Below are 26,355 nucleotides of genomic sequence, written 5' to 3'. Positions count from 1 at the left end.
GTCAGTCCCCCTCCCGCCGCATGGAGGCGTTGGACGGAGCGTCGGGCGTGCCGGTGCGGTCCCCGCTGGTAAACAGGGCGTCGGCGAGCAGGCGCATGCCCTTGGCGATGTGCTTTTCCACGGTCTTCTCGCTGATGCCCAGGCGCGATGCCACGTCCTTCTGCGACAGTTCCTCCACCCGCCGCAGCCACACCACCTCGCGGCAGCGGTCCGGCAGCCGGTCGAGGGCGTCGGCCAGCCGGCGCAGGGCCTGGCGGCCGCCGCACCAGCGTTCGGGCGAGACGTCATCCACCAAGACGTGCGAGGGCTCGAAATCACCCATCGGCTCGATCGACACCACCTTGCCGCGGCGCAGGCGGTCGGTCATCAGGTGGCGCGCGCTGGCGAACAGGAACGCCTTGGGCTGAGCCGGGCGCGCCTTCGCGCCGGCTTCATAGAGCCGCGCGTAAAGCTCCTGGCGCAGGTCGTGCAGCTCCTCGCGGTGCGGCCAATGGCGCTGCAGGAAGCGCATCAACGCCTCCTCGTGGACCAGGATTTCATGGACGAACCAGCGGTCAAGCTCGGTCTGCATCGCCCTACCATAGCGAAAGCCGCCGTCGTCGGGAGGGGGAAAACGCGTGTACGTTCGTCTAGGGATGTAACCGCGAACGAGAGGGGAAGGGGACGATGAAGCGACGTGCCGGTTGGTCGATGCTGCTTGCTGCGCTGCTGTCGGCCATGGCGGCAGCGCCTGCGCTGGCGACGGATGTCGGCCACCACGTGCTGGGCGACCTGCAGGCGAAGACGCCGGGCAAGGTGCAGCCCGGCCTGCTGCTGATGGGTGGCGGCGACCGCAATTTCGACGCGTTGCGCTGGTTCATGCAGCGCGCCGGCAACGGCCACATCGTGGTGTTGCGCGCCTCGCAGGGCGGTGAGATCGGCGAGGAGTTCTTCCACGAGGTCGGCGGGATCACGTCGGTCGAGACCTTCGTGTTCCACGACCGCGAGGCCGCGACTGACCCGAAGATCCTGGCCGCACTGAAGCGCGCCGATGGCATCTTCATCGCCGGCGGCGACCAGTCGCGCTACGTGCGTTACTGGCGCGGCACCCCGGTGGCGGAGGCGCTTGACGCGCACGTGAAAGCGGGAAAACCGCTGGGCGGTACCAGCGCCGGTCTGGCGATACTGGGCGAATATCTGTACGGCGCGATGGACGGCGGCAGCCAGACCAGCCCGCGCGCCCTCGCCGATCCACTCGGCGATGCCAACACCATCGAAACCAACTTCCTGCACCTCGCGCGCTTGAAGGGGGTCGTCACCGACACCCACTTCAGCGAACGCGGCCGCCTCGGTCGCCTGGTGGCTTTCGTCGCCAAGGCCGAGCAGCTGGCTGGCCGACCGCTGCTGGGCCTGGGCGTGGACGAGGATGCGGCGGTGGCGGTGGAAGGCGACGGCACCGCGCGGGTGTATGCGATGGCGCCGGGTGCGGGCGCTACCGTCGTGCGGGGCGGCTTCGCCCAGGCGCAGGCCGAGGATGCGCCGATGCAGCTGGCAGCCGTGGACACCGTGGTAGCGGGCACCGGGTCGCTCCTGCACCTGCCCGATGGTCGGGTGGAGCGTCCGCTGGCCGAGCGCCGCTACGCGGTGCGCGATGGCGTGCTGGTCGCGCTGGACGCGCCCATGCTGGTCCTGCACGGTGGCGCGGGCGTGGAGCCGGGCGATCTCACGCCTGACGAAGAAGTGGCGGCCAAGCGTGCGCTGGAAGCCGCACTCCGCGCCGGTCACGCCAAGCTGCAGGCGGGCGCGTCGTCGGTGGACGCCGTCGTTGCCGCGATCACCGTGCTGGAGGACGCGCCGCAGTTCAATGCGGGCCGCGGCGCCGTGTTCACCCACGATGGCCGCAACGAGCTCGACACCGCGCTGATGGACGGTGCCACCGGCAAGGCCGGTGCGGCTGCCGGCCTGCACCGCGTGCGCAATCCGATCACGCTGGCGCGCGCGATCATGGACAAGTCCAACCACGTGATGATGGTCGGTGATGGCGCCGAGATGTTCGCGATGGAGCAGGGCATCGCGCTGGTGGATCCGGCCTACTTCCGCACCGAGAAGCGCTGGAAGGCGCTGCAGAAGGCACTGCAGGACGAGCGCCAGGCGCAGGCCTCGAACCAGCCGCTGGTGCTGCCGGGCAGGGCCTACTTCGGCACCGTCGGCGCGCTCGCCCTGGATGTGCGGGGGCATCTGGCGGCGGGCACCTCGACTGGCGGCATGACGAACAAACGCTACGGGCGTGTGGGGGATGCCCCGATCATCGGTGCCGGCACGTGGGCGGACGCGCGCTGCGCGGTGTCGGGCACGGGCTGGGGCGAGTTCTACATCCGGGCCGCCGCCGCGCACGAGATCTGCGCGCGGGTGCGCCTGGACGGCCAGCCGCTGGCGAAGGCCGCGGACGATGTGATCAATCGCGACATCCCCAAGGCCGGCGGCGACGGCGGTGCCATCGCTCTCGGCGTGGACGGCAGCGTGGCGTTCCCGTTCAACACCGGCGGCATGTACCGCGGCTGGATCGGCGCGGACGGCGTGCCGCACGTGGCGATCTACAAGACCGACAAGCTGGCCCTGCCGGGCCGCTGAAGCGGCTCGGGGAGGCGGGGGGCCAGGCCGGTATCCGCGGCAAGGGTGCCGGCCTGGCCCCTTGTCGTTTCAGCGCTCGGAGTGCCCGCTCTCGTCGTAGCCGCGCGGCGCCAGCAGGTTGGGCTTGATCAGGTCCGCGAAGGCGCGGGCCTGCGGTGACAGGAACTTGCCCTTGCGCATCACGATCCCGTAGCTGCGGGCGGGGAACCAGCGCGCCAGCGAGCGCGCGGCCAGCCGCTGGCGGTCGGCGTCGGTCAGGCAGATGGCGGTCACGATGCTGATGCCCAGGCCCATCGCCACGTACTGCTTGATGACCTCCCAGCCGCCCACCTCCAGCGCCACGGTGTAAGGCACCCGGTTCTGCTGGAACACCAGGTCCACCAGGCGGTAGGTGGTCAGGCGCTTGGGCGGCAGGATCAGCCCGTAGGGCGACAGGTCCTCCAGCGCCAGCTCACGCTTTTGGGCCAGCGGGTGGTCCGGTGGAGTGATCAGCATCGGGTCGAAGCGGTAGGCGGGCGCGTAGGCCAGGTCGGTCGGCACGTCCAGCATCGAGCCCACTGCCAGGTCCACCGCGTCGCTGCGCAGCAGGTCCAGCCCGCTGGCGCCGGTGACGTTGTGCAGGGTCAGCCGCACGTCCGGGTAGCGCTGGCGGAAGGCCTCCACGATCCCGGGCAGCAGGTACAGGATGGTGGAGCTGCCCGCGGCTACGTGCAGTTCGCCGGCGTCCAGCCCGCGCACCCGTTCGCGGAAATCGGCGGCCAGGCCGTCCAGCCCCTCCACCAGCGGCCGCGCCATCTCGTACAGCAGGTCCCCTTCCCGGGTGGGCACCAGGCGCCGGCCGCTGCGCTCCAGCAGCCGCACCCCCAACTCGCGCTCCAGCGCCTGCACCTGCAGGGTCACCGCCGGCTGGCTGAGGTAGAGCGCCTCGGCCGCGCGTGACACCGAGCCCAGCCGCGCCACCTGGCAGAACGCCCGCAGGGGCTTCAGGCGGGAGCCCTTGTAGGAGAAGCGCACGGCGGTGACAGGGCGTTTCGCCAAGGAATTCACTTATTTATTTGTATTTCAAATACTAAGCATTGATAAATCTGCTTTGTCAAATACCACACGCTGGCGGATGGTGGGCGCCCATCAGGTTCCATGGAGTCGCCGATGTCCGCCGTGCTGCAAGACCGCCCCGGTGAGGGCGTGGAGATCACCCGTCACCTGCCAGGGCAGGACGCCCTGCTCACTCCGGCTGCGCTGGCCTTCCTGGCCGGCTTGCACCGGGCCTTCGAGCCGGCCCGCCAGGCCCGGCTGGCGGCCCGGCAGGCCCGCCAGCAGGCGTTCGATGCCGGTGCGCTGCCGCAGTTCCGGGCGGATACCGCGCATCTGCGCGCCGGCGACTGGACGGTGATGCCGGCACCTGTGGCGCTGCGCGACCGCCGGGTGGAGATCACCGGCCCGGTCGATCCCAAGATGGTGATCAACGCGCTGAACTCGGGCGCCAACTGCTACATGGCCGATTTCGAGGACAGCACCAGCCCCACCTGGGCCAACCTGATCACCGGCCAGCAGGCGCTGCGCGCGGCGATCAGCGGCGATCTGGTCCATGCAGCCAACGGCAAGCGTTATGAACTGCGTCCGCAGGCCGAACAGGCGGTGCTGATCGTGCGGCCACGGGGTTGGCATCTGGACGAAAAACACGTCCTGGTCGATGGCCGACGCATGTCGGCGGCCCTGTTCGATGCCGGCCTGTTCTGCTTCCACAATGCCAAGGCGCTGGCCGCGCGCGACCGCGGCCCCTACCTCTACCTGCCGAAGCTCGAGTCGATGGAGGAGGCAGCGCTGTGGGGGCAGGTGCTGGATGACATCGAGGCCCAGCTGGGGCTGCCGCACGGGCAGATCAGGGTCACCGTGCTGATCGAGACGTTGCCGGCGGCGTTCGAGATGGACGAGATCCTGTACGCCCTGAAAGACCGCATCGTCGGCCTCAACTGTGGCCGCTGGGACTACATCTTTTCCTACATCAAGACCCTGCGCCGGCACCCTGACCGGGTGCTGCCGGAGCGCGGCCAGGTGACCATGACCCAGCCGTTCCTGCGCGCCTATTCCGAACTGCTGATCCAGACCTGCCATCGCCGTGGCGCCCATGCCATGGGCGGCATGGCGGCACAGATCCCCATTCGTGACGATGCGGCCGCCAATGCCGCTGCGCTGGCCCGGGTGCGCGCCGACAAGCTGCGCGAAGTGACCGCAGGCCACGATGGCACCTGGGTGGCGCATCCGGGACTGATCGCAGTGGCACGTGAAGTGTTCGATGCCCGCATGCCTGGCCCGAACCAGCTCGACAACCGGCGCGAGGACGTCCACGTGGAGGCCGCCGATCTGTTGCAGCCCTGCCTGGGCACGATCACCCGCGCCGGCTTCGAGAGCAACGTCGAAGTCTGTGTGCGCTACCTGGCCGCCTGGCTGGACGGCAACGGCTGCGTGCCGATCCATCACCTGATGGAAGACGCCGCCACGGCCGAAATCGCCCGCGCCCAGCTCTGGCAGTGGCTGCATTTCCCGGGGCTCGGCGGCGGCCTGCTGCATCTGGATGACGGCACGCCGGTCGATTTCGCCCTGCTGGAGCGCGCGCTGATCGCCCTGCCTGGCCGGCTGCGTGCCGAGCCCGGGCTCCCTGGCATCGCGCGCGTCAGCGAGGCCATCGGCCTGCTGGACCGGCTCACCCATGCCGAGACGCTTGCGCCCTTCCTCACCCTGCCGGCCTACGAACGGCTGGACTGATCTGTCGATGTCCCTCACCACCACCGCCCATCACGAGGTGCCTGCCATGTCATACCGCCTGCCGACCGCCGAACAACTGCAACAGGACTGGGCCAGCAATCCGCGCTGGGCCGGCATCGCCCGCCCCTACACCGCCGCCGACGTGGTGCGTCTGCGCGGCACCGTGCCCATCGAGCACTCGCTGGCCCGACTGGGCGCTGAAAAGCTGTGGCGTTATCTGCACACCGAGCCGTTCGTCAACGCGCTGGGCGCGCTCACTGGCAACCAGGCCATGCAGCAGGTCAAGGCCGGGCTGAAGGCAATCTATCTCTCCGGCTGGCAGGTGGCTGCCGATGCCAACCAGGCGGGCGAGATGTACCCGGATCAGTCGCTGTACCCGGCCAACTCGGTGCCGCAGGTGGTCAAGCGCATCAACAACACCTTGCTGCGCGCCGATCAACTGCATCATGCCGAGGGCGATGACAGCATCGACTTCCTGCAGCCGATCGTGGCCGATGCCGAGGCCGGCTTTGGTGGCGTGCTCAATGCCTACGAGCTGATGAAGGCGATGATCGAGGCCGGTGCCGCCGCCGTGCATTTCGAAGACCAGCTGGCCAGCGTGAAGAAGTGCGGTCACATGGGTGGCAAGGTGCTGGTGCCTACCCGCGAGGCCGTCGAGAAGCTGGTGGCCGCGCGTCTGGCGGCGGATGTGTGCGGTGTGCCGACGCTGATCATCGCCCGTACCGACGCCGAGGCGGCCGATCTCATCACCTCCGACATCGACGACAACGACACGCCGTTCTTGACCGGCGAGCGTACCGTCGAAGGCTTCTACCGCACCCAAAAGGGCCTGGATCAGGCGATCAGCCGCGGCCTGGCCTATGCGCCGTATGCCGATCTGGTCTGGTGTGAAACCGGCAAGCCGGATCTGGCGTTTGCGCGCAAGTTTGCCGAGGCGATCCACGCCAAGTTCCCGGGCAAGCTGCTGGCCTATAACTGCTCGCCGTCCTTCAACTGGAAGAAGCACCTGGACGACGCCACCATCGCCCACTTCCAGAAGGAACTGGCGGCGATGGGCTACAAGTTCCAGTTCATCACCCTGGCCGGCTTCCACAGCCTCAACTACGGCATGTTCGAGCTGGCCCACGGCTACGCACGCCGGCAGATGAGCGCCTTCGTCGAGCTGCAGGAAAAGGAGTTTGCCGCCGCCGAACGCGGCTTCACCGCGGTCAAGCATCAGCGCGAGGTGGGCACCGGCTATTTCGATGTGGTGACCCAGACGATCCAGGGTGGGCAGAGCTCCACCGTCGCCCTGAAGGGCAGCACCGAGGAGGAGCAGTTCCACCCCGATGCCCGCGCGGCCGCCTGAGCACCTGCGACCTCGCCCGGCAGGGGCGTCCCGGGGGAGCGGGGCGCCCGGCCACGGGGTGCGCCCCGGGCGGCCGGCGATGGTATCCTCCGGTTCCAAACGGGGGTTCGAGCGGGACAGGGGACAGGTGGCCGCCTTGGCGCACATGCAGGATGCCCACGCGAACGGGGATGCCAGTGCTTCCGCGCTGCACCCCGACGAGTACGCGCTGTTCGCCCGGGTCGCCAGGCCGCGTCCGGTCGAGGCCGGACAGCGCCTGTTCCGTCGCGGCGATGCTGGTGCGGTCATGTACGTCGTGGCCGGCGGGGCCGTGCACCTCGATTTCGGCGATGACCTGGTGGGCAAGCGGCTGGGCCCGCGCGCCTTCTTCGGCGAGCTGGGCCTGCTGATCGGCGACCACGCGCGCAGCGCGGATGCCGTCGTGGCCGAGGCCGGTGAACTGCTGGAGCTGGGGCGCGAGGAGTTCGAGGACTTGGCGCGGCAGGACCCGGTGCTGCTGGCCCAGTTCCTGCGCCGCGCGATCATGCGCGTGGTGCTGAACGAGCAGGCCCTGATCGCGCGGCTACGGCGGCGCAACCAGGAGTTGGAGGAGACGCTGGAGGCCCTGCGCACCACCAGCCGTCGCCTGGACCAGACCGAAGCGCTCACCCGCACCGACGAGCTCACCGGTCTCACCAACCGGCGCGGGTTTGCCGCGTACGTGGAGCAGCGCCTCAGCGAGGGCTGCCTGGACGGGTGCGCGCTGGTGCTGGTGGACTGCGACCGCTTCAAGTCCATCAACGACACCTACGGCCATCTGGCAGGAGACCGCGTGCTGCAGGGCGTGGCCAATCTGCTGCGCGCGGTGGCCGGCGCGGACGACATCGTCTGCCGGATGGGGGGCGACGAGTTCTGCCTGTTGCTGCGCGGCCACACCCGCGACGAGGCTGAACGTATCGCCGGCTATCTGGTCGACAGTGCGCGCATGCTGGAGCGCATGCACAACCGGCCACCGCAGATGACCACGCTCACCATCGGTGCCTGCATCATCGGTTCGACGCCCGATAGCGGTCTGGATCACTGGTATGCCCTTGCGGACGATGCCCTGTACCGGGCCAAGCGCCAGGGCGGCGACCGTGTCGAGTGGATGGGCTGATAGCGCTATGCAGGCGAGCAGCGCCCCGCAGGTCCGCACGCTGCTGCTCACCGACCTGGTGGAGTCCACCCACCTGGTGGAACGGCTGGGCGATGCGCCGGCCGCGGCGCTGTTCCGCGCCCACGACCGGCTGGTGCTGGAGCTGCAGCAGCGCTGGCGCGGGCGCCTGATCGACCGCAGCGACGGCCTGCTGCTGCTGTTCGAGCGCCCGATCGACGGCCTGGGCTTCGCCTTGGATTACGCCCGTGGGCTGCGCGATCTGGGTCGCGAAATGCAGTTCAAGGAGCCCCTGCAAGCGCGCGCTGGCCTGCATGTGGGTGAGGTGCTGGTCTGGGAGAACAGTCCGGAAGCCGTGCGCCAGGGCGCCAAGTCGCTGGAGGTGGAAGGTCTGGCCAAGCCGCTGGCCGGCCGCCTGATGGCACTGGCACGTCCCGGCCAGATCCTGCTGTCGGCCACCGCCGAGCCGCTGGCCCACCGCGCCGCGCGCGAGCTGGGCGAGCGCGGCGAGTTGCTGGTCTGGAAATCGTACGGGCGCTGGCGCTTCAAGGGCATTCCCGAGGCCCAGGAAGTGTACGAAGTTGGCGAGCCCGGGCTGGCCCCGCTGCGGATGCCGGCGCATACGCCGAAGGCCTGGCGCGACCTGCCGCTGTGGCGGCGCCCGGTGGCACTCGCCGCCGAGGCGGTGCTGGTGGCCGGCATGGCCTTCGGCGCCTGGTTCCTGGCCCAGCCAAAGCCGGCCATCGCCTTCAACGAGCGCGACTGGGTGGTGGTGGGCGACCTGCGCAACCTGACCGGCGACCCCCGCCTGGAGGACGCGCTGGAGCAGGCGTTCCGCATCAGCCTGGAGCAGTCGCGCTACGTCAACGTGGTGGGCGAGCTCAAGGTGCGCGATACCCTGCAGCGCATGCAGCGCCAGCCGGACACGGCGGTGGACCGGGCCCTGGGGTCGGAAATCGCCCTGCGCGACGGCGCCCGCGCCGTGCTGCTGCCCACGGTGTCCGAGGTGGGTGGTCGGCTGCGGGTCAGCGCCGAGGTCATCGACCCGCACACCCAGACCACCGTCTACGCGGTCTCAGCCGATGGCAAGGGCGTGGAGTCCGCGCTGGCCTCCATCGACGAAGTCACCGACCAGCTGCGCACCAAACTGGGCGAGGCCTTGCAGAACGTCCAGAAAACGTCGGTGCCGCTGCCGAACGTGGCCACGCCCAGCCTGGATGCGCTGAAGGCCTTCGCGGTGGCGCGCCGGGTCGCGAACACGACGGGTGACCGCGAGCAGGCGCTGGGCCTGTATCAGCGTGCGCTGCAGCTGGATCCCCAGTTCGCGCTGGCCCATGCCGACATGGCGCGCCTGTATGCAACTCTGGGCGAGCCGGGCGCCGCGCGCGACGAGTGGCGCAAGGCGTTGGCGCTGCCCCAGCGGCTGTCGCCGCAGGAGCGCCAGATGATCGAGCTGATGCTGATCCAGCACACCGGTCCGCAGAATTACTTCCGCAAGGCCGAGGAATACCTGGCGCTGTATCCGGATGACTACCAGACCATCGGCCGGCTCTCGAGCAACCAGTGGCACCAGCGCAACGACTTCCGCGCTGCCGAGGCACTCAGCCGGCGCGCGCTGAAGCCGCAGAACGAGCGCTTCAGTTCGGTACGCTACAACCTTGGCATCATGCTGCTGGGCCAGGAGCGCTACGACGAGGCGCTGGCCGAGTTCCGGAAAGCGCGCGAGGCGGGCTTCGTGGGGGCGGGCGAGTTGTATGCCCTGCTCTACGAGGCGCGCGGGCAGTATGCGGAAGCCGACAGGACCTACTTCGCCAGCACCGCCGGCCGGAACGGTTGGCACGGCGAAACCGGGGCCATCGTCTGGATCGATCGCGGCCAGCCGGCGCGCGCAGCGGCAGCCGTGCGTGAGTGGGTGCAGAAGGCCGACGCCAGTGGCGACGTACTGGAGTCGCTGCGTGCCCGCGCGGGGTTGGCCAGCATGGCGGTGCTGCACGGACAGGGCGATGCCGCTGCCGCGCAGCAGGAGCTGCTGGGGTTGATCGAGGCCAAGGGCGCGCTGGCGGACGATATCTATCCGCCGGCTTCGACCGAGTTGCGGCTTTATGCGGGCTTGCTCTCGGCTTACCGCGACGATCGGGCCGGCTTGGCCGAAGCGCTGCGTCGCGTGCAGGGCAGCACCGTCGTCCGCGATTACCCCACCATCCGGGAGCTGCACGAGGTTCTGCTGGCCGAACAGGAGCGTCTGAACGGCCAACCCCGCCTTGCCATGGCGCGGCTGGAACCGCTGGTGCGGCAAGACACCGCCCTGGTGGCGACACACTGGGCGCTGATGCGCGCAGCGCGTGCGGCTGGCGATGAAAGTGTGGCTGCGGCCCAAGCCGAATGGCTGGCCACGCACCGCGGCCGCATCTTCGCGGAGAGCACCACGTCCGATGTGCTGCGGTTCTTCAATGTGTCGGTCTCGGCGGAGGTCCTGCGGGCACGGCAGCAGGCGGGATCGAAGACGCCCTGAACCCGGTCTCGCGCACACGGAAATCGTGCGCCAATGACCTGTGACGAATGATCCGTAGCGCTGGCCAGGCGACAGCGGGTTTCGCGTCACCGGGTTGCCTGGCGAAGTGCCGGGCCTTTCCAGAGCGCTGCGTTGCCCTCGGCTATCCGGGGCGGTAGATCCGCCCCCACGCCCGGGCGCAGAGTGGCTGCCGGGTCGTTGCCGATGGGTGGCGGGGTTCCGTCAGTCCGCGCTGAATTCCTTCGCGCACAGGAAGCTGACTGGCACGTTCAGTGCGCTTTCCAGCTTTGCACGGTCACGGGCGATCTTGGCCTTGGGGGCAATCCGATCGGTCGGTGCCAGCTGCATGCATTCGCCGGCGGAGGTAGATCCTGCCTCGACCTTGTAGCCCACTTGCATCAACGCGGCATGGGCATCTTTCTTGAAAAGCCGCCGGAACTCGTTGTCTGTGGACAGCTTGTCCAACAGTTTCTTGGCAACTTTCGGATCGAGCGGTGCAGGCTTGGCGCCTTTTTTGCCGGCCATTGTGGTTTCCCCTGTGGTGTTGTCGAAGGTGGCCGTGGTGACGCTATCCTTGTCCTTGCGCGAGGGCAAGCGGCAAGATTCCGTTTTCGTGTCCGGACGGGCCCATGCGGATCAGGCGTTGTACGTTGCTGCGATTGGAGTCCAGCGAGGAGACGCATTTCGATCTGGAGGCGTTGCTCTCCGGGGGGACCGGCGTCGTCAGCCGCATGCGATGGCTTGCCTATGCGCCTGCGCTGGAGGCTCCCATGGAGCTGGAAGCAGACGAGGTTGCCCTGCTCGGCCAGGTCAGCCCCACGGATTGGGTGCAGGCCGCGCCGGTGCGCCAGCGATTTGGTGCCGCGTCCGTGCGGCGCTTGCTGCGCGCGGGCTTGTTGGTGGGCAGCACCCAGCCATGGGCATCGGCGCGGGAAGAGGACGAGCGCATGCGGGCGTTGCATTGGCATGGGGTCGCCGCGGACTACCACCGGGCCTCGCGCTGGGGCGGGATCGATGCCGCCGGTGAGGTCGAGGAGGCCGGGCTGCACAATGCCGAAGGGCTGCGCAGTGCGTACGGTGCGCCGCCTCCCATGTTGCACAAGCGTGCCGATGGAGGTGCCACCACGACGCTTCCGTGGGCCACGCGCACGGCGTTCGATGACGTGCTGGATGCCCGCACCACCTGCCGTAATTTCGATGCTGGGCGCATGTTGCCTCTGGCGCAATTCGCACAGGTACTGGAGCGGACCTTCGGTGAGCGTGGGCGTGTCCACGGTGCCGATGACTTCGATGTGCTCAAGCGCACCAGTCCCTCCGGCGGGGCGCTGCATCCCACCGAGTGCTATGTCATCGCCCGGCGGGTGGAGGGTCTGGCGCCGGGCCTTTACCACTACCGGCCCTCCGAGCATGCGCTGCAGGCCCTCCCGATGGACCCGGCGCGGATACTGGCCAGCGCCGGCAAGCATGCTGTGGCCCAGGACATGGGCGCACTGGATTACTTGGCGTGGATCGCCGTGGGGGGGCAGCCCTACTTCGCAAAGGCCCATGTCCTGTGCATTCTGGCGCCCCGCTTCCATCGCAACTTCTGGAAATATCGCAATCACCCGAAGGCGTATCGGGTCTGCATCCTCGATGTCGGCCACTTGTCGCAGACGTTGTTGCTCAGCGCCACCGAAGCGGGGCTGGGAAGCTACGTGACGGCTGCCATCAACGAGATCGACATCGAGCGGGCGCTGGGCCTGGAATCCTGGTCCGAAAGCCCGCTGGCGGTCTGCGGCATGGGGCCGCGGGCCAACCGCATGGAGACCTACGAACTCGACCCCAACAGGCGGATCTGGCCGCAATAGGGCGCGCCGTCAGGCCGCCGCGCGCTCGCTGCCCCGCTCCAGCTTGCGGTAACCGATCGCCTCCGTCAGGTGCGGCGTTTCGATGGCATCGCTGCCGGCTAGATCGGCAATGGTGCGGGCCACGCGCAGGATGCGGTGCAGCGAACGCGCGGACAGTTGCAGGGCATCCACCGCGCATTCCAGCAGGGCGGTGTCGCGCGGGGACAGCGCGCAGAACGCGTTGGTCTGGGCCTGGTTCAGGCGTGCGTTGGTCTGGCCGCTGCGCGCGTGCTGGCGGGTGCGTGCCGCCAGCACGCGCTCGCGCACCCGGGCGCTGCACTCGCCCGGCGGGCCATCGGTGCGCAGCGCGGTGGGCGGCAGGCGCGGCACTTCGACGTGCAGGTCGATGCGCTCCAGCAGTGGGCCCGAGATGCGCGCGCGGTAGCGCCGGATCGCCTCGTCGCTGCACAGGCAGCGGCCGGAGGGATCGCCGGCCCAGCCGCAGGGGCAGGGGTTCATTGCCGCCACCAGCTGGAAACGGGCGGGGAACTCGCAGTGCCGCGCGGCGCGGGAGATGCTGACGCTGCCGGACTCCAGCGGCTCGCGCAGCACCTCCAGTGCATGGCGACTCCACTCGGGCAACTCGTCGAGGAACAGGGTGCCGTGGTGGGCCAGCGAAATTTCGCCGGGGCGCGGGTCGGCGCCACCGCCGACCAGGGCCACCGCACTGGCGGTGTGGTGGGGGGCGCGGAACGGCCGCTGCCGCCAGCGCGCCAGGTCCAGCCCGCGGCCGCTGGCGGAGGCAATGCTGGCGGCTTCCAGCGCTTCCGCATCGGTGGGAGGCGGCAGGATGCCACACAGGCGCGAGGCCAACAGCGTCTTTCCACTGCCGGGCGGGCCGACCAGCAACAGGTGATGGCCACCCGCCGCGGCGATCTCCAGTGCGCGCCGCGCCTGCGCCTGCCCGCGCACGTCGGCCAGGTCCGGCATCGGTGCTTCCTCGCAGGGCCGCGGCGTGGCCTGCGGCAGCGTCCTGCGCGCGTCCAGCGCGGCGCAGACTTCCAGCAGCGTGCGGGCGGTGCGCACGTCCACGGCGCTGGCCAGCGCAGCTTCCTCGCCATTGCCCGGTGCCACCAGCAGGCGGCGCCCGCTGTCACCGGCGGCCAGCGCCGCGGCCAGCACGCCGTCGACGGGCCGCAGTTCGCCGGTCAGAGCCAGTTCGGCGATGAACTCCCAGCCGTCCAGCGCCTCCAGCGAAAGTTGGCCGCTGGCGGCCAGGATGCCCAGCGCGATGGCAAGATCGTAGCGGCCGCCGTCCTTGGGCAGGTCGGCGGGGGCAAGGTTGACGGTGATGCGGCGGGCGGGGAACTCGAACTGCCCGCACTGGATCGCCGCCCGCACCCGGTCCTTGGCTTCGCGCACCGCCGCTTCCGGCAGGCCCACGATGGACATGGCCGGCAAGCCGCCGGCCAGATGCACCTCCACCCGCACTTCGGGCGCGCGCACGCCCACCCGCGCACGGCTGTGCACGATCGCAAGACTCATGGCGGCGGCCCTCAGTGGCGCGGGGCGTCGTCGGGCTTGGCGGTGTCGGCCAGCTCGGCCAACTGGCGCTCCAGCGCTTCCAGCTTTTCCCGCGTGCGCGCCAGCACGGCGCGCTGGACGTCGAACTCCTCGCGGGTGACCAGGTCCAGCTTGCCCAGCCCGGCCTGCAGGACCGACTTGAAGTTCTGCTGCAGTTCCTCGCGGCTTTCGCGCAGGCCCGGCGGGACCAGGCTGCTGAGGCGGCGGGCGAGTTCGTCGAGATGGGCCAGGTCGATCATCGGTAAGGGCGTCATGGTGGGCCTCCTGCGGTGACGGCCAGCATCGCGCGGGGTGCGCGGGCCGGCTGTCGGCGCAGGGCGCGGCAGGGCGTCGGAAAACGCCGCGCCGGTGGGGGCAGTATGCCCGCATCGCGCGCGATATGCTGCCGCCATCGATCAGGAGAGCCGACGATGAAGATGGTGATGGCGGTGATCAAGCCGTTCAAGCTGGACGACGTGCGCGAAGCGCTGGCCGAGGTTGGCGTGGCCGGCATCACGGCGACGGAGGTGAAGGGGTTCGGCCGGCAGAAGGGCCACACCGAGCTGTACCGCGGCGCCGAGTACGTGGTGGATTTCCTGCCCAAGATCAAGCTGGAGATCGCGGTTACTGACGACCGCGTGGACGCCGTGACCGAGGCCATCCTGAAGGCGGCGGGCACCGGCAAGATCGGCGACGGCAAGATCTTTGTCTGGGATCTGCAACAGGTGGTCCGCATCCGCACGGGCGAGCTTGATGCCGACGCGCTCTGACGAAGGTCTGAACAACGCCTCCCCGGCATTGTCCGCGCATGTCCGGCCCGGTACCTGACCGGGCCCGGCTTGCACGCATCTATCGCGTGTGTGATTGATGCGTGGCCGCCTACCCGTGGCCGACGGGAATCCCCGGATTGTTTGAAGATTCCCTTGCGCATCTGAACGCTTGCGGGATGCGAGGGCAGCCCGGTCAGGCGCAGCCAGCAGGCCTGCGGGTGGAATCAGGGGGTGCGGGTGCTTCCTCAGGGCGCGGGTGCCGAGGCGCGGACGGACCGGTCGCGGCCGTCCTGCTTGGCCTGGTAGAGCGCCACATCGGCGCGGCGCAGCAGGCGTTCGCGGCTGTCGTCGTGCTGCGCCTGGCTGACGCCGATGCTGGTGGTCACCCGTAGCCCCGGATCGATGGCGGACAGATCCAGGCGGCGGGTGGCGTCAAGCAGGCGGTTGGCGATCACCTCGGCCTGCGCCTCGGTGGCGCCGGGGCAGACCACGGCGAACTCCTCGCCGCCCAGCCGGCCCAGGCGGTCGTCGTCGCGCAGCTGGGCCTGCCAGGCCTGGGTCACCAGGCGCAGGACGGTATCGCCGGCGGCATGGCCATAGCCGTCGTTGATCTCCTTGAAGTGATCCAGGTCCAGCAGCAGGAGGCTGAGCGGGCGGGCGTGCCGGTGGGCATCGGCCAGTGCGGCATCGAGGATTTTCTCGATCGCCAGCCGGCTGGCGGTGCCGGTGAGTGGGTCGGTCATGGCCAGGGTGCGCAGCCGGCCTGCGCGTTGCCATTGCCGCCAGGCGAGGACAGCCAGTACGCCCAGCAGCAGTGCGCCGAGCAACAGGGTCAGGCTCTGCCAGCGCCGTTCACGCTGCAGCAGGTTCAGCTGCAGCTGGCGGGACTGTGCTTCCGCCTGCAGGCGCCGGTTCTCGAAATCGCGCCGGCGGATCTCGTATTCGTATTCCAGCAGCCGGCTCTGTTCCAGCCGCATCTTGCTCTGCAGCTCGGTCTGCAGCTTGGCATAGCGCTTGTAATCGGCCAGGGCCAATGGCAGCTGGCCCAGCGCCTCCTCGCTGGCGGCGCGGGCCTGGTAGAGCAGGGCCAGATAGCGCAAGTTGCCGTCCTGCTCGATCTTTGGCAGCGCCAACTGGTAATGGGCCAGCGCCGCCCGGTGCTCGCCCTTGCCCGCCAGCGCCTGCCCGGTCACCAGCAGCAACAGGCCGTCATTGCCAGCGAACCGTTCCGCCGCAAATGCGTCGCGGGCCTGGGACAGCGCCGTGAGCGCCGCATCGAATTCGCCCTGGGCGATCAGGGCCGAGGCCAGCCCCAGCCGGGCGCCCGCCACGCTGAGGCGATCCTCGTGCCGAAGCGCCAGGGCCAGCGCGTCTTCGAAGGCCTGGCGGGCTTTCGGCAGCTGATCGGATTCCTCGTACAGATAGCCCAGCTGGGTCAGATCCAGAAGCTGTTGCCCCCCGTCGCCCGCTGTCCGGGCGCGGGCCAGGTCGCGCTGGAAATAGGCTTCCGCCTGTGCGAAGTCGCCCATGCGACGGTAGGTCGTGGCGATCTGCACCAGCAGCGCGTTCACCTCGCGATGGATACCGGCAGCGCGGAATGCCGCCCGGGCGCGCTGGAAGTCCAGCAGGGCGCGTGCCTGCTCGCCCACGTCCGACAGCAGGCTGCCGCGCAGCATCAGGGCCTCGCCCAGCAGCTGCTGTTCGGAGGAATGTTCCAGCAGCGCGACCATGCGGTCCGCTTCCGTGATGGCTTGGCGGGTGCCATGCAGCGTCTGCACGAAACCGGTGCGGCAGAACAGCGCGCGCCCCTGCGAGGCCAGGTCGCCGGCAGCCTGGGCTGCTTTGAACGCTTCGTCGCTGTAGGCCAGCCCCTGTTGCGGGTCTTTCCAGCGCGGATTGGTGCAGTACACCGAGCGGAACTGCACCGCGCGGGCGCGATCACCGGGGGGCAGCAAAACCCGCAGCTGTTCCAGCCAGGCCGCGTAGTCGCTGGTGCTGGCATCCATCGACTCCGGGCCGATCACCTTCTGCAATACCGCGTCGAAGCGAGCGGCGCGCGTGGGTGCGGCAGCTTCGGGCTCCTGCAGCGGAGAAAACCCCGGCGCTGCCGCAGGCAGCAGGGCCAGCAGCAGGGTCAGTGTTGGCAGCCAGCCGGCTGGACGCATCCGGACTCCTGAGGGAACTGGCGTCACTGTATGACAGCCAAGTGACCGCGATTGTGCCGGATTTTGCAGTTTGCGCGGGCCAAAAGGCCCTTGACCGGATCAAGGGCCTGCCATAGGGGAGTGGCCGGTACGGCGAACAAACGCCTCCGCGATGGTTCCGACGCTCGCAAAGAGTCGCAGGCCACCCCTATAGGCCGTGTCGTCGCAGTATGCGCGAACGGGTTGGATCCGTGCGGGTCAGCCCCGCAGCGCCTCGGCCACGAACGGCGGCAGGGCCTGCGCGCCACGGTGGACGTCGGCGCTGTAATAGCGGGTGGCAAACGGTTTGGCGCGGGCATCGGCGTCGCGGAAGCCGAAATCGGCGTGCGCGGCTTTTTTGGCCATCGTGCAGCTCCACCAGCCGGTGGGGTAGCAGGGCTGCGGGAACGGCAGGGTCTGGAAACTGGCAAATCCGGCCTTGCCCATTTCCGCGCGCATTTCCTTGATCAGTTCCAGCAATGCCAGCGGCGATTCGCTCTGCTGCACCAGGATGCCGTCGTCTTTCAGTGCGCGGTGGCAGCTTGCAAAGAACGCCTTGTTGAACAGCCCCTCGGCCGGGCCGACCGGATCGGTGGAATCCACGATCACGATATCCACGCTGCCCGGCGCACAGTTGGCCATGTAGGCGATGCCGTCATCCCACAGCAGTTCGGCGCGTGGATCGCTGTTGGATTCGCACAGTTCGGGAAAGTATTTCTCCGCCATGCGCGTGACCTGCTCGTCGATATCGCACTGCACGGCTTTTTCCACGCCCGGATGGCGCAGCACCTCACGCAGGGTGCCGCAGTCGCCGCCGCCGATGATCACCACGTGCTTGGGGTTTGGGTGGGTGAACAGCGCCGGGTGCGCCATCATCTCGTGGTAGAAGAAGTTGTCGCGGCTGGTCAGCATCATCGCGCCGTCGATCAGCATGAGATTGCCCCAGTCGGTGGACTCGTAGATCTCGATCTTCTGGAACGGCGACTGCACCTCGTCCAGCTTGCGGGTGATGCGAAAGCCGATGGCCGAGCCGGTCTTGTCGAACTGTTCGTGCAGCCAGCGGGTCTGGGGCATCGCGGGATTCCTGGAAATGCGGGGGTAACGTGCGATTTTAGCGAAAGGCGGCCAACGCCGCTGCCGGCCACGCCGGCAAGCCGCGTGCCCGCGCACGTAGCCCAGGCCCACCGCGGGCTGCGGGGGCCTACAATGCGCGTCCCCCTGCCGCCCACGTTGCCGCCATGACCCGCTGGTCCCCCGACCTTGCCCGCAAGACCTACTCGATCCCGCATTGGGCCGACGGTTATTACGACGTCGATGCGCAGGGCCGCATCGTGGTGCGGCCGAAGGGCGTGAACGGGCCGTCGATAGCGCTGCCGGAGGTCGTGGATGCCGCGCTGGCGCAGGGTGGCCACCTGCCGGTACTGGTGCGCTTCCCTGACATCCTGGGGCACCGCTTGGGCAAGCTGCAGGCGGCGTTCGCGCAGGCCCAGCAGGACTGGGACTACGCTGGCGGCTATACGGCGATCTATCCGATCAAGGTCAACCAGCACGCCGGCGTGGCCGGCACGTTGGCCTCGCACCACGGCGAGGGCTTCGGGCTGGAGGCCGGCAGCAAGCCGGAGCTGATGGCGGTGCTGGCGCTGTCGCGCCCGGGTGGCACCATCGTCTGCAACGGCTACAAGGACCGCGAGTACATTCGGCTGGCGCTGATCGGGCGCAAGCTGGGGCTCAAGACGTTCATCGTCATCGAGAAGCCCTCCGAGCTGAAGGTGGCGCTGGAAGAGGCGGCGGCGCTGGGCGTGAAGCCGGGCCTGGGCGTGCGCATGCGGCTGGCCTCGCTGGGCGCCGGCAAATGGCAGAACAGCGGCGGCGACAAGGCCAAGTTCGGCCTCGATCCGCGCCAGCTGCTGACCCTGTGGAAGGAGCTGCGCGATGCCGGCATGGGCGACTGCCTGCAGCTGCTGCACTTCCACATGGGCAGCCAGATCAGCAACGTGCGCGACATCGCTGCCGGCATGCGCGAGGCCACCCGCTATTTCGTCGAGCTGTCGCGGCTGGGTGCCAACATCCGCCATGTCGACGTCGGTGGCGGCCTGGGTATCGATTACGAGGGCACGCGTTCGCGCTCCTACAACTCGGTCAACTACGGCATCCACCACTACGCCTCCAGCATCGTGCAGCCGCTGGCAGAGGCCTGCCGCGCCGAGGGGCTGACGCCACCGCGCATCCTCACCGAGTGCGGGCGGGCGATGACCGCGCACCACGCGGTGCTGGTGGCGAACGTCAGCGAGGTGGAGCGCGCGCCGGAAGGCCGCGTGCCGGAATCGCATGACGACGAATCCCATCCGGTACGCCAGCTGCGCGAGCTGCACGAGGAAATGGCGCAGCGCCCGGCGGTGGAGGTGTTCCACGAGGCCAGCCAGGCGCACGCCGAAGGTCTGAGCCTGTACGCACTGGGCCAGATCGACCTGGTCCAGCGCGCGCGCATCGACGACCTGTTCTACGCCATCGCCCACGCGGTGAAGGCGCGGTTGACCTACGATGAGAAGAGCCACCGCGACCTGCTGGACGAACTGAACGAGCGGCTGGTGGACAAGTACTTCGTCAATTTCAGCGTGTTCGAGTCGATGCCCGACGTCTGGGCGATCGACCAGGTGTTCCCGATCACTCCGATCGAGCGGCTGGATGAAGTTCCTACCCGCCGCGGCATCATCGCCGACCTGACCTGCGACTCCGACGGCAAGATCGACACCTACGTGGAGAACGAGGACCTCGACTCCTCGCTGCCGCTGCACGAGCTGCGCAAGGGCGAAAGCTACCGGCTGGGCTTTTTCCTGGTCGGCGCGTATCAGGAAATCCTGGGCGACATCCACAACCTGTTCGGCGACACCGACGCCATCGAGGTGCGCTGCGAGGGCGACGGCTTCACGATCAGCCAGCAGCGCCGCGGTGACACCACCGACGTCATGCTGGACTACGTGGGCTACAAGCTGGCCGACCTGCGCCGCGAATACGCCGCGAAGGTGGATGCGGCGAACCTGCCGGCCGCCGAGGGCGACGCGCTGAAGGCCGCGCTGGAAGCCGGCCTGACCGCCTACACCTACCTCGACGACACGCCGCAGTGAGCGGCCCCGCGGTGGCGCCGCGCCTGCCGGGCCTCGACCTGCTGCGCGCCATCGCGGTGCTGTGGACGATGCAGTTCCACAGCTTCCTCGTTGGCGGGTTGGGCGCGGACTGGCGCTGGCTGGAACGCTACGGCTGGATGGGCGTGGATCTGTTCTTCGTGCTCAGCGGCTACCTGATCGGCGGGCAGCTGCTGCGGCCGCTGGCGAATGGGGCGACGCCGTCGCTGCGCGACTTCTACCTGAAGCGCGCGTTCCGCATCCTGCCCGCGTTCTGGGCGGTGTTGGCGGTCTACCTGCTGTGGCCGGCCTTCCGCGAGGCGCCGGGGATGGAGCCGTGGTGGAAGTTCGCGCTGTTCTTCGTGAACCTCGACATCGACTACGCCACCCATGCCGCGTTCTCGCACGCGTGGTCGCTGTGCGTGGAGGAACATTTCTACCTGCTGTTCCCGGCGCTGGCGCTGCTGCTGGCACGCAGGCCGTCAGCAATGAAATTCTGGACGATGTGCATGGCTGTGCTGCTGGGCGGCATCGCGCTGCGCAGCGGCATCTGGCTGCACGATGACGCGAGCCAGCCGCAGCGGCCGTGGTTCGTCGAGGACATTTACTATCCGACCTGGAACCGGCTCGACGGCCTGCTGTTGGGCGTGATGCTGGCGGCGTGGCAGGCTTACCGGCCCGCGTCGTGGGCGCGCGCGGCGACACATGCGAACCGCTTCGCGCTGGCTGGCGTGGTGGTGATGGCGCTGGCGTTCTGGCTGTTCCGCGACCGCGTCGGCCTGCTCGGCAACAGCGTCGGCTGGCCGGTGCTGTCGCTGGGGTTGGCCCTGCTGGTATTCGCCGGTGCGCAGCCGCATGGCCTGCTCGGCGGACGCGCCATCCCGGGTGCGGCATGGATCGCGGCGATCTCGTACAGCCTCTACCTCGTCCACAAGCCGATCTACGGGCTGGTGCAAGCCCAGTGGGGCGCCGTGCTGGACGGGCGCGGCGTCGGCGCATGGCTGGTGTACGGCCTCGCCTCGATTGCCGCGGCGGTCCTCCTGCACTACGGCGTGGAACGGCCGGCGCTGCGCCTGCGAACGCGGGTACTGTCGCGCGGCGCGCCCAGCGCCCAGGGCGCCGATCGCGAGTCGGTGCTCGCCGCGGCGGCGGTCCCCGGGGCCTTCTGCGCCTGCGCCCGCCAGGGCGCCACCACCAGCACCACGCCGGTCAGCACCAGCAGGGCACCGGCGATCCGCACCGCGTCGACCGGCTTGGGCGCCTGCAGCACGCCGTACTGGTCCAGCAGCAGGGACGCGGTGACCTGGCCCAGCACCGCCAGGCAGATCATCCCGGCCGCGCCGATGCGCGGCACCAGTAGGGTGAAGCAGGCCACGTAGAGCGCGCCGAAGGCGCCGCCGATCCAGATCCACGCCGGCAACTTGACGCTGCCCTGCAGCGTGACCGGGGTGCGCGTGGCCAGCAGGTACAGGCCCAGCACCGCCGAGCCGACCAGGAACGACACGAAGGCCGCCGCCACCGGCCCGCCGATGTGGGCGCCCAGCCGGGCATTGACCAGACCTTGCAGCGGTAGCACCGCGCCGATCAACACCGCCACCAGCAGTGCGCCGAGCAGGTTCATGCCTGCGCTTCGCGGTGGACTTGGAAGCCGGCGAACGACTGCGAGGTCGGCATCAGTTCCAGCCGGTTGATGTTGAGGTGCGGCGGCAGGGTGGCGACCCAGAAGATCGCCTCGGCGATGTCCTCGGCGGTCATCGGGTGGGCGCCTGCGTAAAGCCTGTCCGAGGCGCCCTGGTCGCCGTGGGTGCGCACCACGGTGAACTCGGTTTCGGCCATGCCCGGTTCGATGCTGGTCACGCGCACGCCGGTTCCGTGCAGGTCGCTGCGCAGGCCCAGCGAGAACTGGGTGACGAAGGCCTTGGTGCCGCCATAGGTGTTCCCGCCCGGGTACGGGTACACGCCCGCCACCGAGCTGATGTTCACGATCGCGCCCTTGCGCGCCACCAGCGTGGGCAGCAGGGCGTGGGTCAGCGTTACCAGTGCGGTCACGTTGGTGTCGATCATGGTCTTCCAGTCGGACAGCAGCGCGTCCTGCGCAGGCTGGGTGCCCTGCGCCAGGCCGGCGTTGTTCACCAGCAGGTCGATCCCGCGGAACCGTTCCGGCAGCGCATCCAGCGCGGCGCGCATCGCGGCTTCGTCGCGAACGTCGAAGCAGGCCGGATGCAGGGCATCGCCCAGCTCGGCACGCAGGGCGTCCAGGCGCTCGGCGCGGCGGCCGGTGGCGATGACCTGCCAGCCGGCGGCGATGAAGCGCCGCGCGGCGGCGCGGCCGAAACCGGCGGTGGCGCCGGTGATGAGGGCGGTGCGGGGGGTGTGGGTGTCCATGGCGCGTAGTTTAGCGATGGCGCGCGGCCCGGCTCAGCCTTCCGGCTTCGCCGGCGGCTTGCGCCGCGCGACGGGCTTCCTGCTCCCGATCGTAGCGTCCGGGGCGGTAGCGGGTTTGCGCTTGCGCCCGGTGCCGGCCTTGCCCGCGGTCCTGGCCTTGGTAGCGCGGTGCTTCTGCAACATGTCCTCGGCCAGCAGCACGTCCTCGGACAGGAGGCCGGCGGCCTTGGCGATGGCGATCCGCGCCTGCGCCTTGTTCTCGTCCGGATTGGCCAGCAGCAGCTCGCGGATCGCCTCGCGCAGCGCGGTGTCGGCATTGCGCTTCAGGGTGGCCTTTTCGCCGCGCTGGAGCAGCGCCAGCAGCGCATCGACCACGGGTTTGATCAGAGCGGCTTCGATGGGCATGGGCGGCATCCTCGCTGTCCCACGAGGATGCCACGGGGGCATCTCAATGGCTGCGATGCTGCGCGAACAGCCCGTCGCGCGGCATCGCTACCAACGTCACCCAGGCCCGGGGCGGTCTTCGCCCGCCGGCGTGCTTTAATTCGTCTTGACCGCCATCGCCGCCATCCCGCCGCTGGCCAGCTTGGCCTTGGCCTCGGCCAGTTCGGACGCGCTGCCGTAGGGGCCCAGGCGGACGCGGTAGACGGTCCTGCCGTCGATCTGCGCCGACTCCACGCGGGCGTTCAGGCCCAGCAGGGCGATTTTCGCCTTGGTCGCCTCGGCGTCGCCGGAGGCCCCGAAGGCGCCGGCCTGCAGCAGGTAGCGCGCGCCACCGTCGCCCCCGGCGGCCGGTTGCGGCGTTGCGGGTGGGGTTGCCGATGCCGGCGGAGTGGCGGCTGTTGTGGTGTCGCCCAACGGGGCCGGCAGTGCCGGGGCGCCCGCGGCACTCGCCGGTCCGGGCGGCTGTGCGCTGGCCTGCTCCTGTGCCTGGACTTCGGCCTTGGCGCTGGCCGCCAGTTCGGCGTCGCTCATGGCGACCTCGCGGCCCGGCAGCAGGGTGTAGAAGTCGTACTGGGTCGGCTTCGGCTTGTCGGCGTCCTGCTTGCCACCACTCGCCGGTGCGGTATCGGGCGCGATCGCTTCACCTTCCTCGCTGGTCGTTGCAGGCAGCGCGTCGGGATTGGGCTTGGGCCGGAAGAACCCGTCGCCGCCGCCGGACTTGAGATAGCGCGGCACCAGCAGCACCGCCAGCAGCGTGAGCAGGATGCCGATGACGAGCCACGCCCAGCCGGGCAGCCCGCCGGAGGCGTTGCGCTTGGCCTGCGACTTTCCGCGTCGTGCCGCCATCACATGCTCTCCGGGGCAGACACGCCCAGCAGGTCCAGTCCATTGGCCAGCACCTGGCGCGTAGCCAGCGCCAGCGACAGGCGCGCATTGCGCAGCGCGGCGTCCTCCACCAGCACCGGGCTGGCGTGGTACCAGCCGTGGAAGGCGTTGGCCAGCTCGCGCAGGTATTGCGCGACCAGGTGCGGCTCCAGCGTGGCGCCGGCGGCCTCCACCACCTCCGGGAAGCGCGACAGCTCGCGCATCAGGTCCTGCGCCGGCGCATCGTCCAGCACGTGCAGCGAGGCCTGCCCGTGGGCGGCATCGAACGCGTAGCCCTTTTCACCGGCCTGGCGCAGCAGGCTGCAGATGCGGGCGTGCGCGTACTGCACGTAGTAGACCGGGTTGTCGTTGGACTGCGATCGGGCCAGGTCGATGTCGAAGGTGAGCTGCGAATCCGGCTTGCGCGCGACCAGGAACCAGCGGGTGGCGTCGCGGCCGGCCTCGTCGATCAGGTCGCGCAGGGTCAGGTAGCTGCCGGCGCGCTTGGACAGCTTCACTTCCTCGCCGCCGCGCATCACCGTGACCATCTGGTGCAGCACGTAGTCCGGGTAGCCGACGGGGATGCCGCAGTCCAGCGCCTGCAGGCCGGCGCGCACGCGTGCCAGCGAGCCGTGGTGGTCGGCACCCAGCTCGGTGACCGCGCGCTGGTAGCCGCGCTGCCACTTGGACAGGTGGTAGGCGACGTCCGGCACGAAGTAGGTGTAGGTGCCGTCGGACTTGCGCATCACCCGGTCCTTGTCGTCACCGAAGGCGGTGGTGCGCAGCCACAGCGCGCCACCCTCTTCGTAGGTGTGGCCCTTGGCCACCAGGGTGCGCACGGTTTCCTCCACCTTGCCCTCGGTGTACAGCGAGGATTCCAGGAAATAGCAGTCGAAGCTGACGCCAAAGGCCTGCAGGTCGGCGTTCTGCTCGCGGCGCAGGTAGGCGACGGCGAACTTGCGGATGGCGTCGAGGTCGCTGGCGTCGTTCTTGCCGGTCACCACGTGGCCATCGACCTCCACGCTGTCACCGCGCAGGTAGCTGGTGGCCACGTCGCCGATGTAGTCGCCGTTGTAGGCATCGGCAGGCCAGCCGGCATCGCCCGGCTTCAGCCCCATCGCGCGTGCCTGCACGGAGATCGCCAGGTTGTTGATCTGCACGCCGGCATCGTTGTAGTAGAACTCGCGCTTCACGTCCCAGCCGTTGGCGGCCAGCACCCGGGCGATGCAATCGCCGATCACGCCGGCGCGGCCGTGGCCCACATGCAGCGGTCCGGTCGGGTTGGCGGAGACGTACTCCACGCCTACCGTCTTGCCGCCGCCGCTGGCGTTGCGACCAAACCCGGCGCCAGCGGCATGGATATCGCGCACCTGCTGCTGCCAGGCGCCCGGCGCCAGGTGGACGTTGATGAAGCCGGGGCCGGCGATGTCCACCTTGGCGATGGCGTCGGAGGCCGGCAGGGCGTCGACCAGCTGCTGCGCCAACGCGCGCGGATTGCTGCGCGCGGCCTTGGCCAGCAGCATCGCCACGTTGGTGGAGAAGTCGCCGTGCGCGCGCTCCTTGGGGCGCTCGACCACGAAGTCGGGCGAGGCAAGGTCGGCGGGCAGGGTGCCTGCGGCCCGCAGAGCGGTCAGGCCTTGTTCGATCAGGGCGCGGAGCTGGGTTTTCACGTGGCGTGGCAACGGCGGTTCAACGACCGACCATTGTACGCGAGCCATGCAGCGGCCCCGGACGTGCGTTCAGCGCGGAACGCGCCAGCGCCAGCACGGTTTGACCCGCCAGCGTTGCGCCGCACAGGCCCGCCTGGACCCTGCGGGGAGACGACCTCGCCTTCCTTCAAGGAGGGTCTGAACAACGCCATCCTGGCGGCATCAGCCCACGCCAAGCCCGGCACACGTCCGGGCGCGGCGCACACGCATCTACCGCTAACGTGATCGATGCGGGGTCGGCCATCCATGGCCTTAGGGAATCGCCGAAGTTATTCGCAGATTCCCTGAGCGCTGCGGTTTCAGCGGGTTGCTTGGCGGTCTTGGCGTCGATCGCCCGGGGCTGCGTGGCGTTTTCGGCAGCGTGCATGTCCGCCCGGAGGGGGCGGGGCTACAGCAGCCTGCGGCGCGCCATCGAGGTGGGGGGGCCGTCGCCGACCACGAAATGGTCCAGCAGGCGCACATCCACCAGCGCCAGCGCCTGCTTGAGGCGTGCGGTCACTGCGCGGTCGGCTGCGCTGGGGTCGGGGTTCCCGCTGGGATGGTTGTGGCCCACGATCACCGCCGCTGCGCCGTGGGCCAGCGCGCGCTGCACCAGCACGCGGGGATGCACTTCGGCGCCGTCGATGCCGCCGCGGAACAGCTCCTCGAAGGCCAGCGCACGGTGGCGGGTATCGAGGTAGAGCGCGGCAAATACCTCGTGGTCGAGGCCACGCAGGCGCTGGGTGAAGTAGCGGCCGGCAGCGTCGGGATCGGCCAGCGTGTCGCCCCGCGCCAGCTGCGCTGCAAGATGCCGCTGCCCCAGTTCCAGCGCCGCCGCCAGCAGGCAGGCGCGGGCAGGGCCGATGCCGTGCAGCCGGGTGAGCGCGCGGGCGTCGCGGTCCAACAGCCGGCGCAGGCCGTCGTGGGCGGCCAGCAGGCCGCGCGCACTGGCCACGGCGTCCCGCCCAGCGGTACCGGAGCCCAGGAAGAGCGCCAGCAGTTCGGCATCCGACAGCGCACTGGCGCCGCGCGCCAGCAGCTTCTCGCGGGGTCGTTCCGATTCGGGCCAATCGCGAATGTGCATGGAACAAGACTGCATGGTCCGTGGCGCCGTGGGCAGCGGAACCGTGCCCGCCATCGGG

The 26,355-nt window shown here is 69.5% G+C and carries 21 protein-coding genes and 2 pseudogenes; 10 read left to right on the top strand and 13 right to left on the bottom strand.

Annotation, left to right across the window (positions count from 1 at the left end):
• Nucleotide 1: 1 nt before the first annotated feature.
• On the bottom strand, nt 2-571 hold the full coding sequence (locus tag ACK4SG_RS08915; RefSeq protein WP_409601388.1) for an RNA polymerase sigma factor: 570 nt from the start codon (nt 569-571) through the stop codon (nt 2-4).
• A gap of 95 nt (nt 572-666) precedes the next feature.
• Here ACK4SG_RS08915 and ACK4SG_RS08910 point away from each other — a divergent pair.
• A pseudogene (locus ACK4SG_RS08910) lies at nt 667-1,419 on the top strand (cyanophycinase); the annotation flags it as partial.
• 183 nt (nt 1,420-1,602) lie between these two features.
• On the top strand, nt 1,603-2,610 hold the full coding sequence (locus ACK4SG_RS08905) for an isoaspartyl peptidase/L-asparaginase family protein (protein ID WP_409601583.1): 1,008 nt from the start codon (nt 1,603-1,605) through the stop codon (nt 2,608-2,610).
• A 69-nt stretch (nt 2,611-2,679) separates the two neighbouring features.
• Here ACK4SG_RS08905 and ACK4SG_RS08900 read toward each other — a convergent pair whose 3' ends face one another.
• Nucleotides 2,680-3,648 carry a LysR family transcriptional regulator gene (locus ACK4SG_RS08900; RefSeq protein WP_409601387.1) on the bottom strand — a complete coding sequence of 323 codons (969 nt, stop codon included), beginning with the start codon at nt 3,646-3,648 and terminating at the stop codon, nt 2,680-2,682.
• A gap of 111 nt (nt 3,649-3,759) precedes the next feature.
• Here ACK4SG_RS08900 and aceB point away from each other — a divergent pair, with 111 nt between their 5' ends.
• From aceB to ACK4SG_RS08880, 4 genes are all read left to right on the top strand, one after another.
• Complete coding sequence (gene aceB, locus ACK4SG_RS08895; RefSeq protein ID WP_409601386.1) at nt 3,760-5,376, top strand: malate synthase A; 1,617 nt, start codon at nt 3,760-3,762, stop codon at nt 5,374-5,376.
• 46 nt (nt 5,377-5,422) lie between these two features.
• Entirely contained in the window at nt 5,423-6,724 is a 1,302-nt protein-coding gene (gene aceA / locus ACK4SG_RS08890; RefSeq protein ID WP_409601582.1) for an isocitrate lyase, read from the top strand.
• Between the two features lie 145 nt (nt 6,725-6,869).
• Nucleotides 6,870-7,859, top strand: a complete 990-nt coding sequence (locus tag ACK4SG_RS08885) for a diguanylate cyclase domain-containing protein (RefSeq protein ID WP_409601385.1) — start codon at nt 6,870-6,872, stop codon at nt 7,857-7,859.
• A 7-nt stretch (nt 7,860-7,866) separates the two neighbouring features.
• Nucleotides 7,867-10,368 carry a putative peptide modification system cyclase gene (locus tag ACK4SG_RS08880; RefSeq protein ID WP_409601384.1) on the top strand — a complete coding sequence of 834 codons (2,502 nt, stop codon included), beginning with the start codon at nt 7,867-7,869 and terminating at the stop codon, nt 10,366-10,368.
• Between the two features lie 222 nt (nt 10,369-10,590).
• Here ACK4SG_RS08880 and ACK4SG_RS08875 read toward each other — a convergent pair whose 3' ends face one another.
• Entirely contained in the window at nt 10,591-10,962 is a 372-nt protein-coding gene (locus tag ACK4SG_RS08875; RefSeq protein ID WP_409601383.1) for an NHLP-related RiPP peptide, read from the bottom strand.
• Nucleotides 10,963-10,997: 35 nt separating this feature from the next.
• Between ACK4SG_RS08875 and ACK4SG_RS08870 the strand changes: the two genes are divergently transcribed.
• The gene (locus tag ACK4SG_RS08870) at nt 10,998-12,215 is read left to right on the top strand and encodes a putative peptide maturation dehydrogenase (RefSeq protein ID WP_409601382.1); all 1,218 of its coding nucleotides are present in this window, start codon (nt 10,998-11,000) and stop codon (nt 12,213-12,215) included.
• Between the two features lie 9 nt (nt 12,216-12,224).
• On the opposite strand, the gene ACK4SG_RS08865 is transcribed toward ACK4SG_RS08870, so the two are convergent.
• On the bottom strand, nt 12,225-13,739 hold the full coding sequence (locus tag ACK4SG_RS08865; RefSeq protein WP_409601381.1) for a YifB family Mg chelatase-like AAA ATPase: 1,515 nt from the start codon (nt 13,737-13,739) through the stop codon (nt 12,225-12,227).
• Between the two features lie 11 nt (nt 13,740-13,750).
• Nucleotides 13,751-14,017 (bottom strand): ubiquinone biosynthesis accessory factor UbiK, encoded by a 267-nt coding sequence (gene ubiK, locus ACK4SG_RS08860; RefSeq protein ID WP_409601581.1) that lies wholly within the window; start codon nt 14,015-14,017, stop codon nt 13,751-13,753.
• Between the two features lie 171 nt (nt 14,018-14,188).
• Here ubiK and ACK4SG_RS08855 point away from each other — a divergent pair, with 171 nt between their 5' ends.
• Nucleotides 14,189-14,527 carry a P-II family nitrogen regulator gene (locus ACK4SG_RS08855; RefSeq protein WP_409601380.1) on the top strand — a complete coding sequence of 113 codons (339 nt, stop codon included), beginning with the start codon at nt 14,189-14,191 and terminating at the stop codon, nt 14,525-14,527.
• Between the two features lie 245 nt (nt 14,528-14,772).
• Here the strand turns inward: ACK4SG_RS08855 and ACK4SG_RS08850 are convergent, their stop codons facing one another.
• Both ACK4SG_RS08850 and speE read right to left on the bottom strand, forming a co-directional pair.
• A complete protein-coding gene (locus ACK4SG_RS08850) occupies nt 14,773-16,692 on the bottom strand; it encodes a diguanylate cyclase (RefSeq protein ID WP_409601379.1) in 1,920 nt (639 codons plus the stop codon).
• A gap of 237 nt (nt 16,693-16,929) precedes the next feature.
• Nucleotides 16,930-17,784 (bottom strand): polyamine aminopropyltransferase, encoded by an 855-nt coding sequence (gene speE / locus ACK4SG_RS08845; protein WP_409601378.1) that lies wholly within the window; start codon nt 17,782-17,784, stop codon nt 16,930-16,932.
• Nucleotides 17,785-17,948: 164 nt separating this feature from the next.
• Between speE and speA the strand changes: the two genes are divergently transcribed.
• Nucleotides 17,949-19,835: an arginine decarboxylase gene (gene speA / locus ACK4SG_RS08840; protein ID WP_409601377.1), complete on the top strand. Its 1,887-nt coding sequence runs from the start codon at nt 17,949-17,951 to the stop codon at nt 19,833-19,835.
• A gap of 11 nt (nt 19,836-19,846) precedes the next feature.
• A pseudogene (locus ACK4SG_RS08835) lies at nt 19,847-20,956 on the top strand (acyltransferase family protein); the annotation flags it as partial.
• Here ACK4SG_RS08835 and ACK4SG_RS08830 read toward each other — a convergent pair.
• The 6 genes from ACK4SG_RS08830 to radC all read right to left on the bottom strand — a co-directional run bounded on the left by ACK4SG_RS08830 (nt 20,878) and on the right by radC (nt 26,297).
• Nucleotides 20,878-21,453: a DMT family transporter gene (locus ACK4SG_RS08830; RefSeq protein WP_409601376.1), complete on the bottom strand. Its 576-nt coding sequence runs from the start codon at nt 21,451-21,453 to the stop codon at nt 20,878-20,880. The pseudogene ACK4SG_RS08835 and the gene ACK4SG_RS08830 sit on opposite strands and share 79 nt — an antisense overlap.
• Nucleotides 21,450-22,217, bottom strand: a complete 768-nt coding sequence (locus tag ACK4SG_RS08825; RefSeq protein ID WP_409601375.1) for an SDR family NAD(P)-dependent oxidoreductase — start codon at nt 22,215-22,217, stop codon at nt 21,450-21,452. The genes ACK4SG_RS08830 and ACK4SG_RS08825 overlap by 4 nt, the downstream gene beginning before the upstream one ends.
• A gap of 33 nt (nt 22,218-22,250) precedes the next feature.
• A complete protein-coding gene (locus ACK4SG_RS08820) occupies nt 22,251-22,622 on the bottom strand; it encodes a hypothetical protein (protein WP_409601374.1) in 372 nt (123 codons plus the stop codon).
• Between the two features lie 135 nt (nt 22,623-22,757).
• Nucleotides 22,758-23,507 carry an SPOR domain-containing protein gene (locus ACK4SG_RS08815; RefSeq protein ID WP_409601373.1) on the bottom strand — a complete coding sequence of 250 codons (750 nt, stop codon included), beginning with the start codon at nt 23,505-23,507 and terminating at the stop codon, nt 22,758-22,760.
• Nucleotides 23,507-25,195 (bottom strand): arginine--tRNA ligase, encoded by a 1,689-nt coding sequence (gene argS, locus ACK4SG_RS08810; RefSeq protein ID WP_409601372.1) that lies wholly within the window; start codon nt 25,193-25,195, stop codon nt 23,507-23,509. Before argS ends, ACK4SG_RS08815 begins: the two co-directional genes overlap by 1 nt.
• A 427-nt stretch (nt 25,196-25,622) precedes the next feature.
• Nucleotides 25,623-26,297: a RadC family protein gene (gene radC / locus ACK4SG_RS08805; RefSeq protein WP_409601371.1), complete on the bottom strand. Its 675-nt coding sequence runs from the start codon at nt 26,295-26,297 to the stop codon at nt 25,623-25,625.
• Nucleotides 26,298-26,355 lie beyond the last annotated feature (58 nt).

Origin of the sequence: Thermomonas sp. (genome assembly GCF_046293095.1) — a bacterium.
Classification (GTDB): domain Bacteria; phylum Pseudomonadota; class Gammaproteobacteria; order Xanthomonadales; family Xanthomonadaceae; genus Thermomonas.
The sequence above is the reverse complement of the archived record's forward strand: the minus strand, read 5'-3'. Positions and strand labels throughout refer to the sequence as shown.

Coding starts and splice junctions, on each gene's coding strand:
- ACK4SG_RS08915 (WP_409601388.1), bottom strand. CDS start 571: ATGCAGACCGAGCTTGACCGCTGGTTCGTCCATGAAATCCTGGTCCAC.
- speA (WP_409601377.1), top strand. CDS start 17,949: ATGACCCGCTGGTCCCCCGACCTTGCCCGCAAGACCTACTCGATCCCG.
- ACK4SG_RS08815 (WP_409601373.1), bottom strand. CDS start 23,507: ATGGCGGCACGACGCGGAAAGTCGCAGGCCAAGCGCAACGCCTCCGGC.
- ACK4SG_RS08865 (WP_409601381.1), bottom strand. CDS start 13,739: ATGAGTCTTGCGATCGTGCACAGCCGTGCGCGGGTGGGCGTGCGCGCG.
- ACK4SG_RS08870 (WP_409601382.1), top strand. CDS start 10,998: ATGCGGATCAGGCGTTGTACGTTGCTGCGATTGGAGTCCAGCGAGGAG.
- radC (WP_409601371.1), bottom strand. CDS start 26,297: ATGCACATTCGCGATTGGCCCGAATCGGAACGACCCCGCGAGAAGCTG.
- ACK4SG_RS08820 (WP_409601374.1), bottom strand. CDS start 22,622: ATGCCCATCGAAGCCGCTCTGATCAAACCCGTGGTCGATGCGCTGCTG.
- speE (WP_409601378.1), bottom strand. CDS start 17,784: ATGCCCCAGACCCGCTGGCTGCACGAACAGTTCGACAAGACCGGCTCG.
- ubiK (WP_409601581.1), bottom strand. CDS start 14,017: ATGATCGACCTGGCCCATCTCGACGAACTCGCCCGCCGCCTCAGCAGC.
- ACK4SG_RS08885 (WP_409601385.1), top strand. CDS start 6,870: ATGCAGGATGCCCACGCGAACGGGGATGCCAGTGCTTCCGCGCTGCAC.
- ACK4SG_RS08825 (WP_409601375.1), bottom strand. CDS start 22,217: ATGGACACCCACACCCCCCGCACCGCCCTCATCACCGGCGCCACCGCC.
- ACK4SG_RS08855 (WP_409601380.1), top strand. CDS start 14,189: ATGAAGATGGTGATGGCGGTGATCAAGCCGTTCAAGCTGGACGACGTG.
- ACK4SG_RS08830 (WP_409601376.1), bottom strand. CDS start 21,453: ATGAACCTGCTCGGCGCACTGCTGGTGGCGGTGTTGATCGGCGCGGTG.
- aceB (WP_409601386.1), top strand. CDS start 3,760: ATGTCCGCCGTGCTGCAAGACCGCCCCGGTGAGGGCGTGGAGATCACC.
- aceA (WP_409601582.1), top strand. CDS start 5,423: ATGTCATACCGCCTGCCGACCGCCGAACAACTGCAACAGGACTGGGCC.
- ACK4SG_RS08850 (WP_409601379.1), bottom strand. CDS start 16,692: ATGCGTCCAGCCGGCTGGCTGCCAACACTGACCCTGCTGCTGGCCCTG.
- ACK4SG_RS08880 (WP_409601384.1), top strand. CDS start 7,867: ATGCAGGCGAGCAGCGCCCCGCAGGTCCGCACGCTGCTGCTCACCGAC.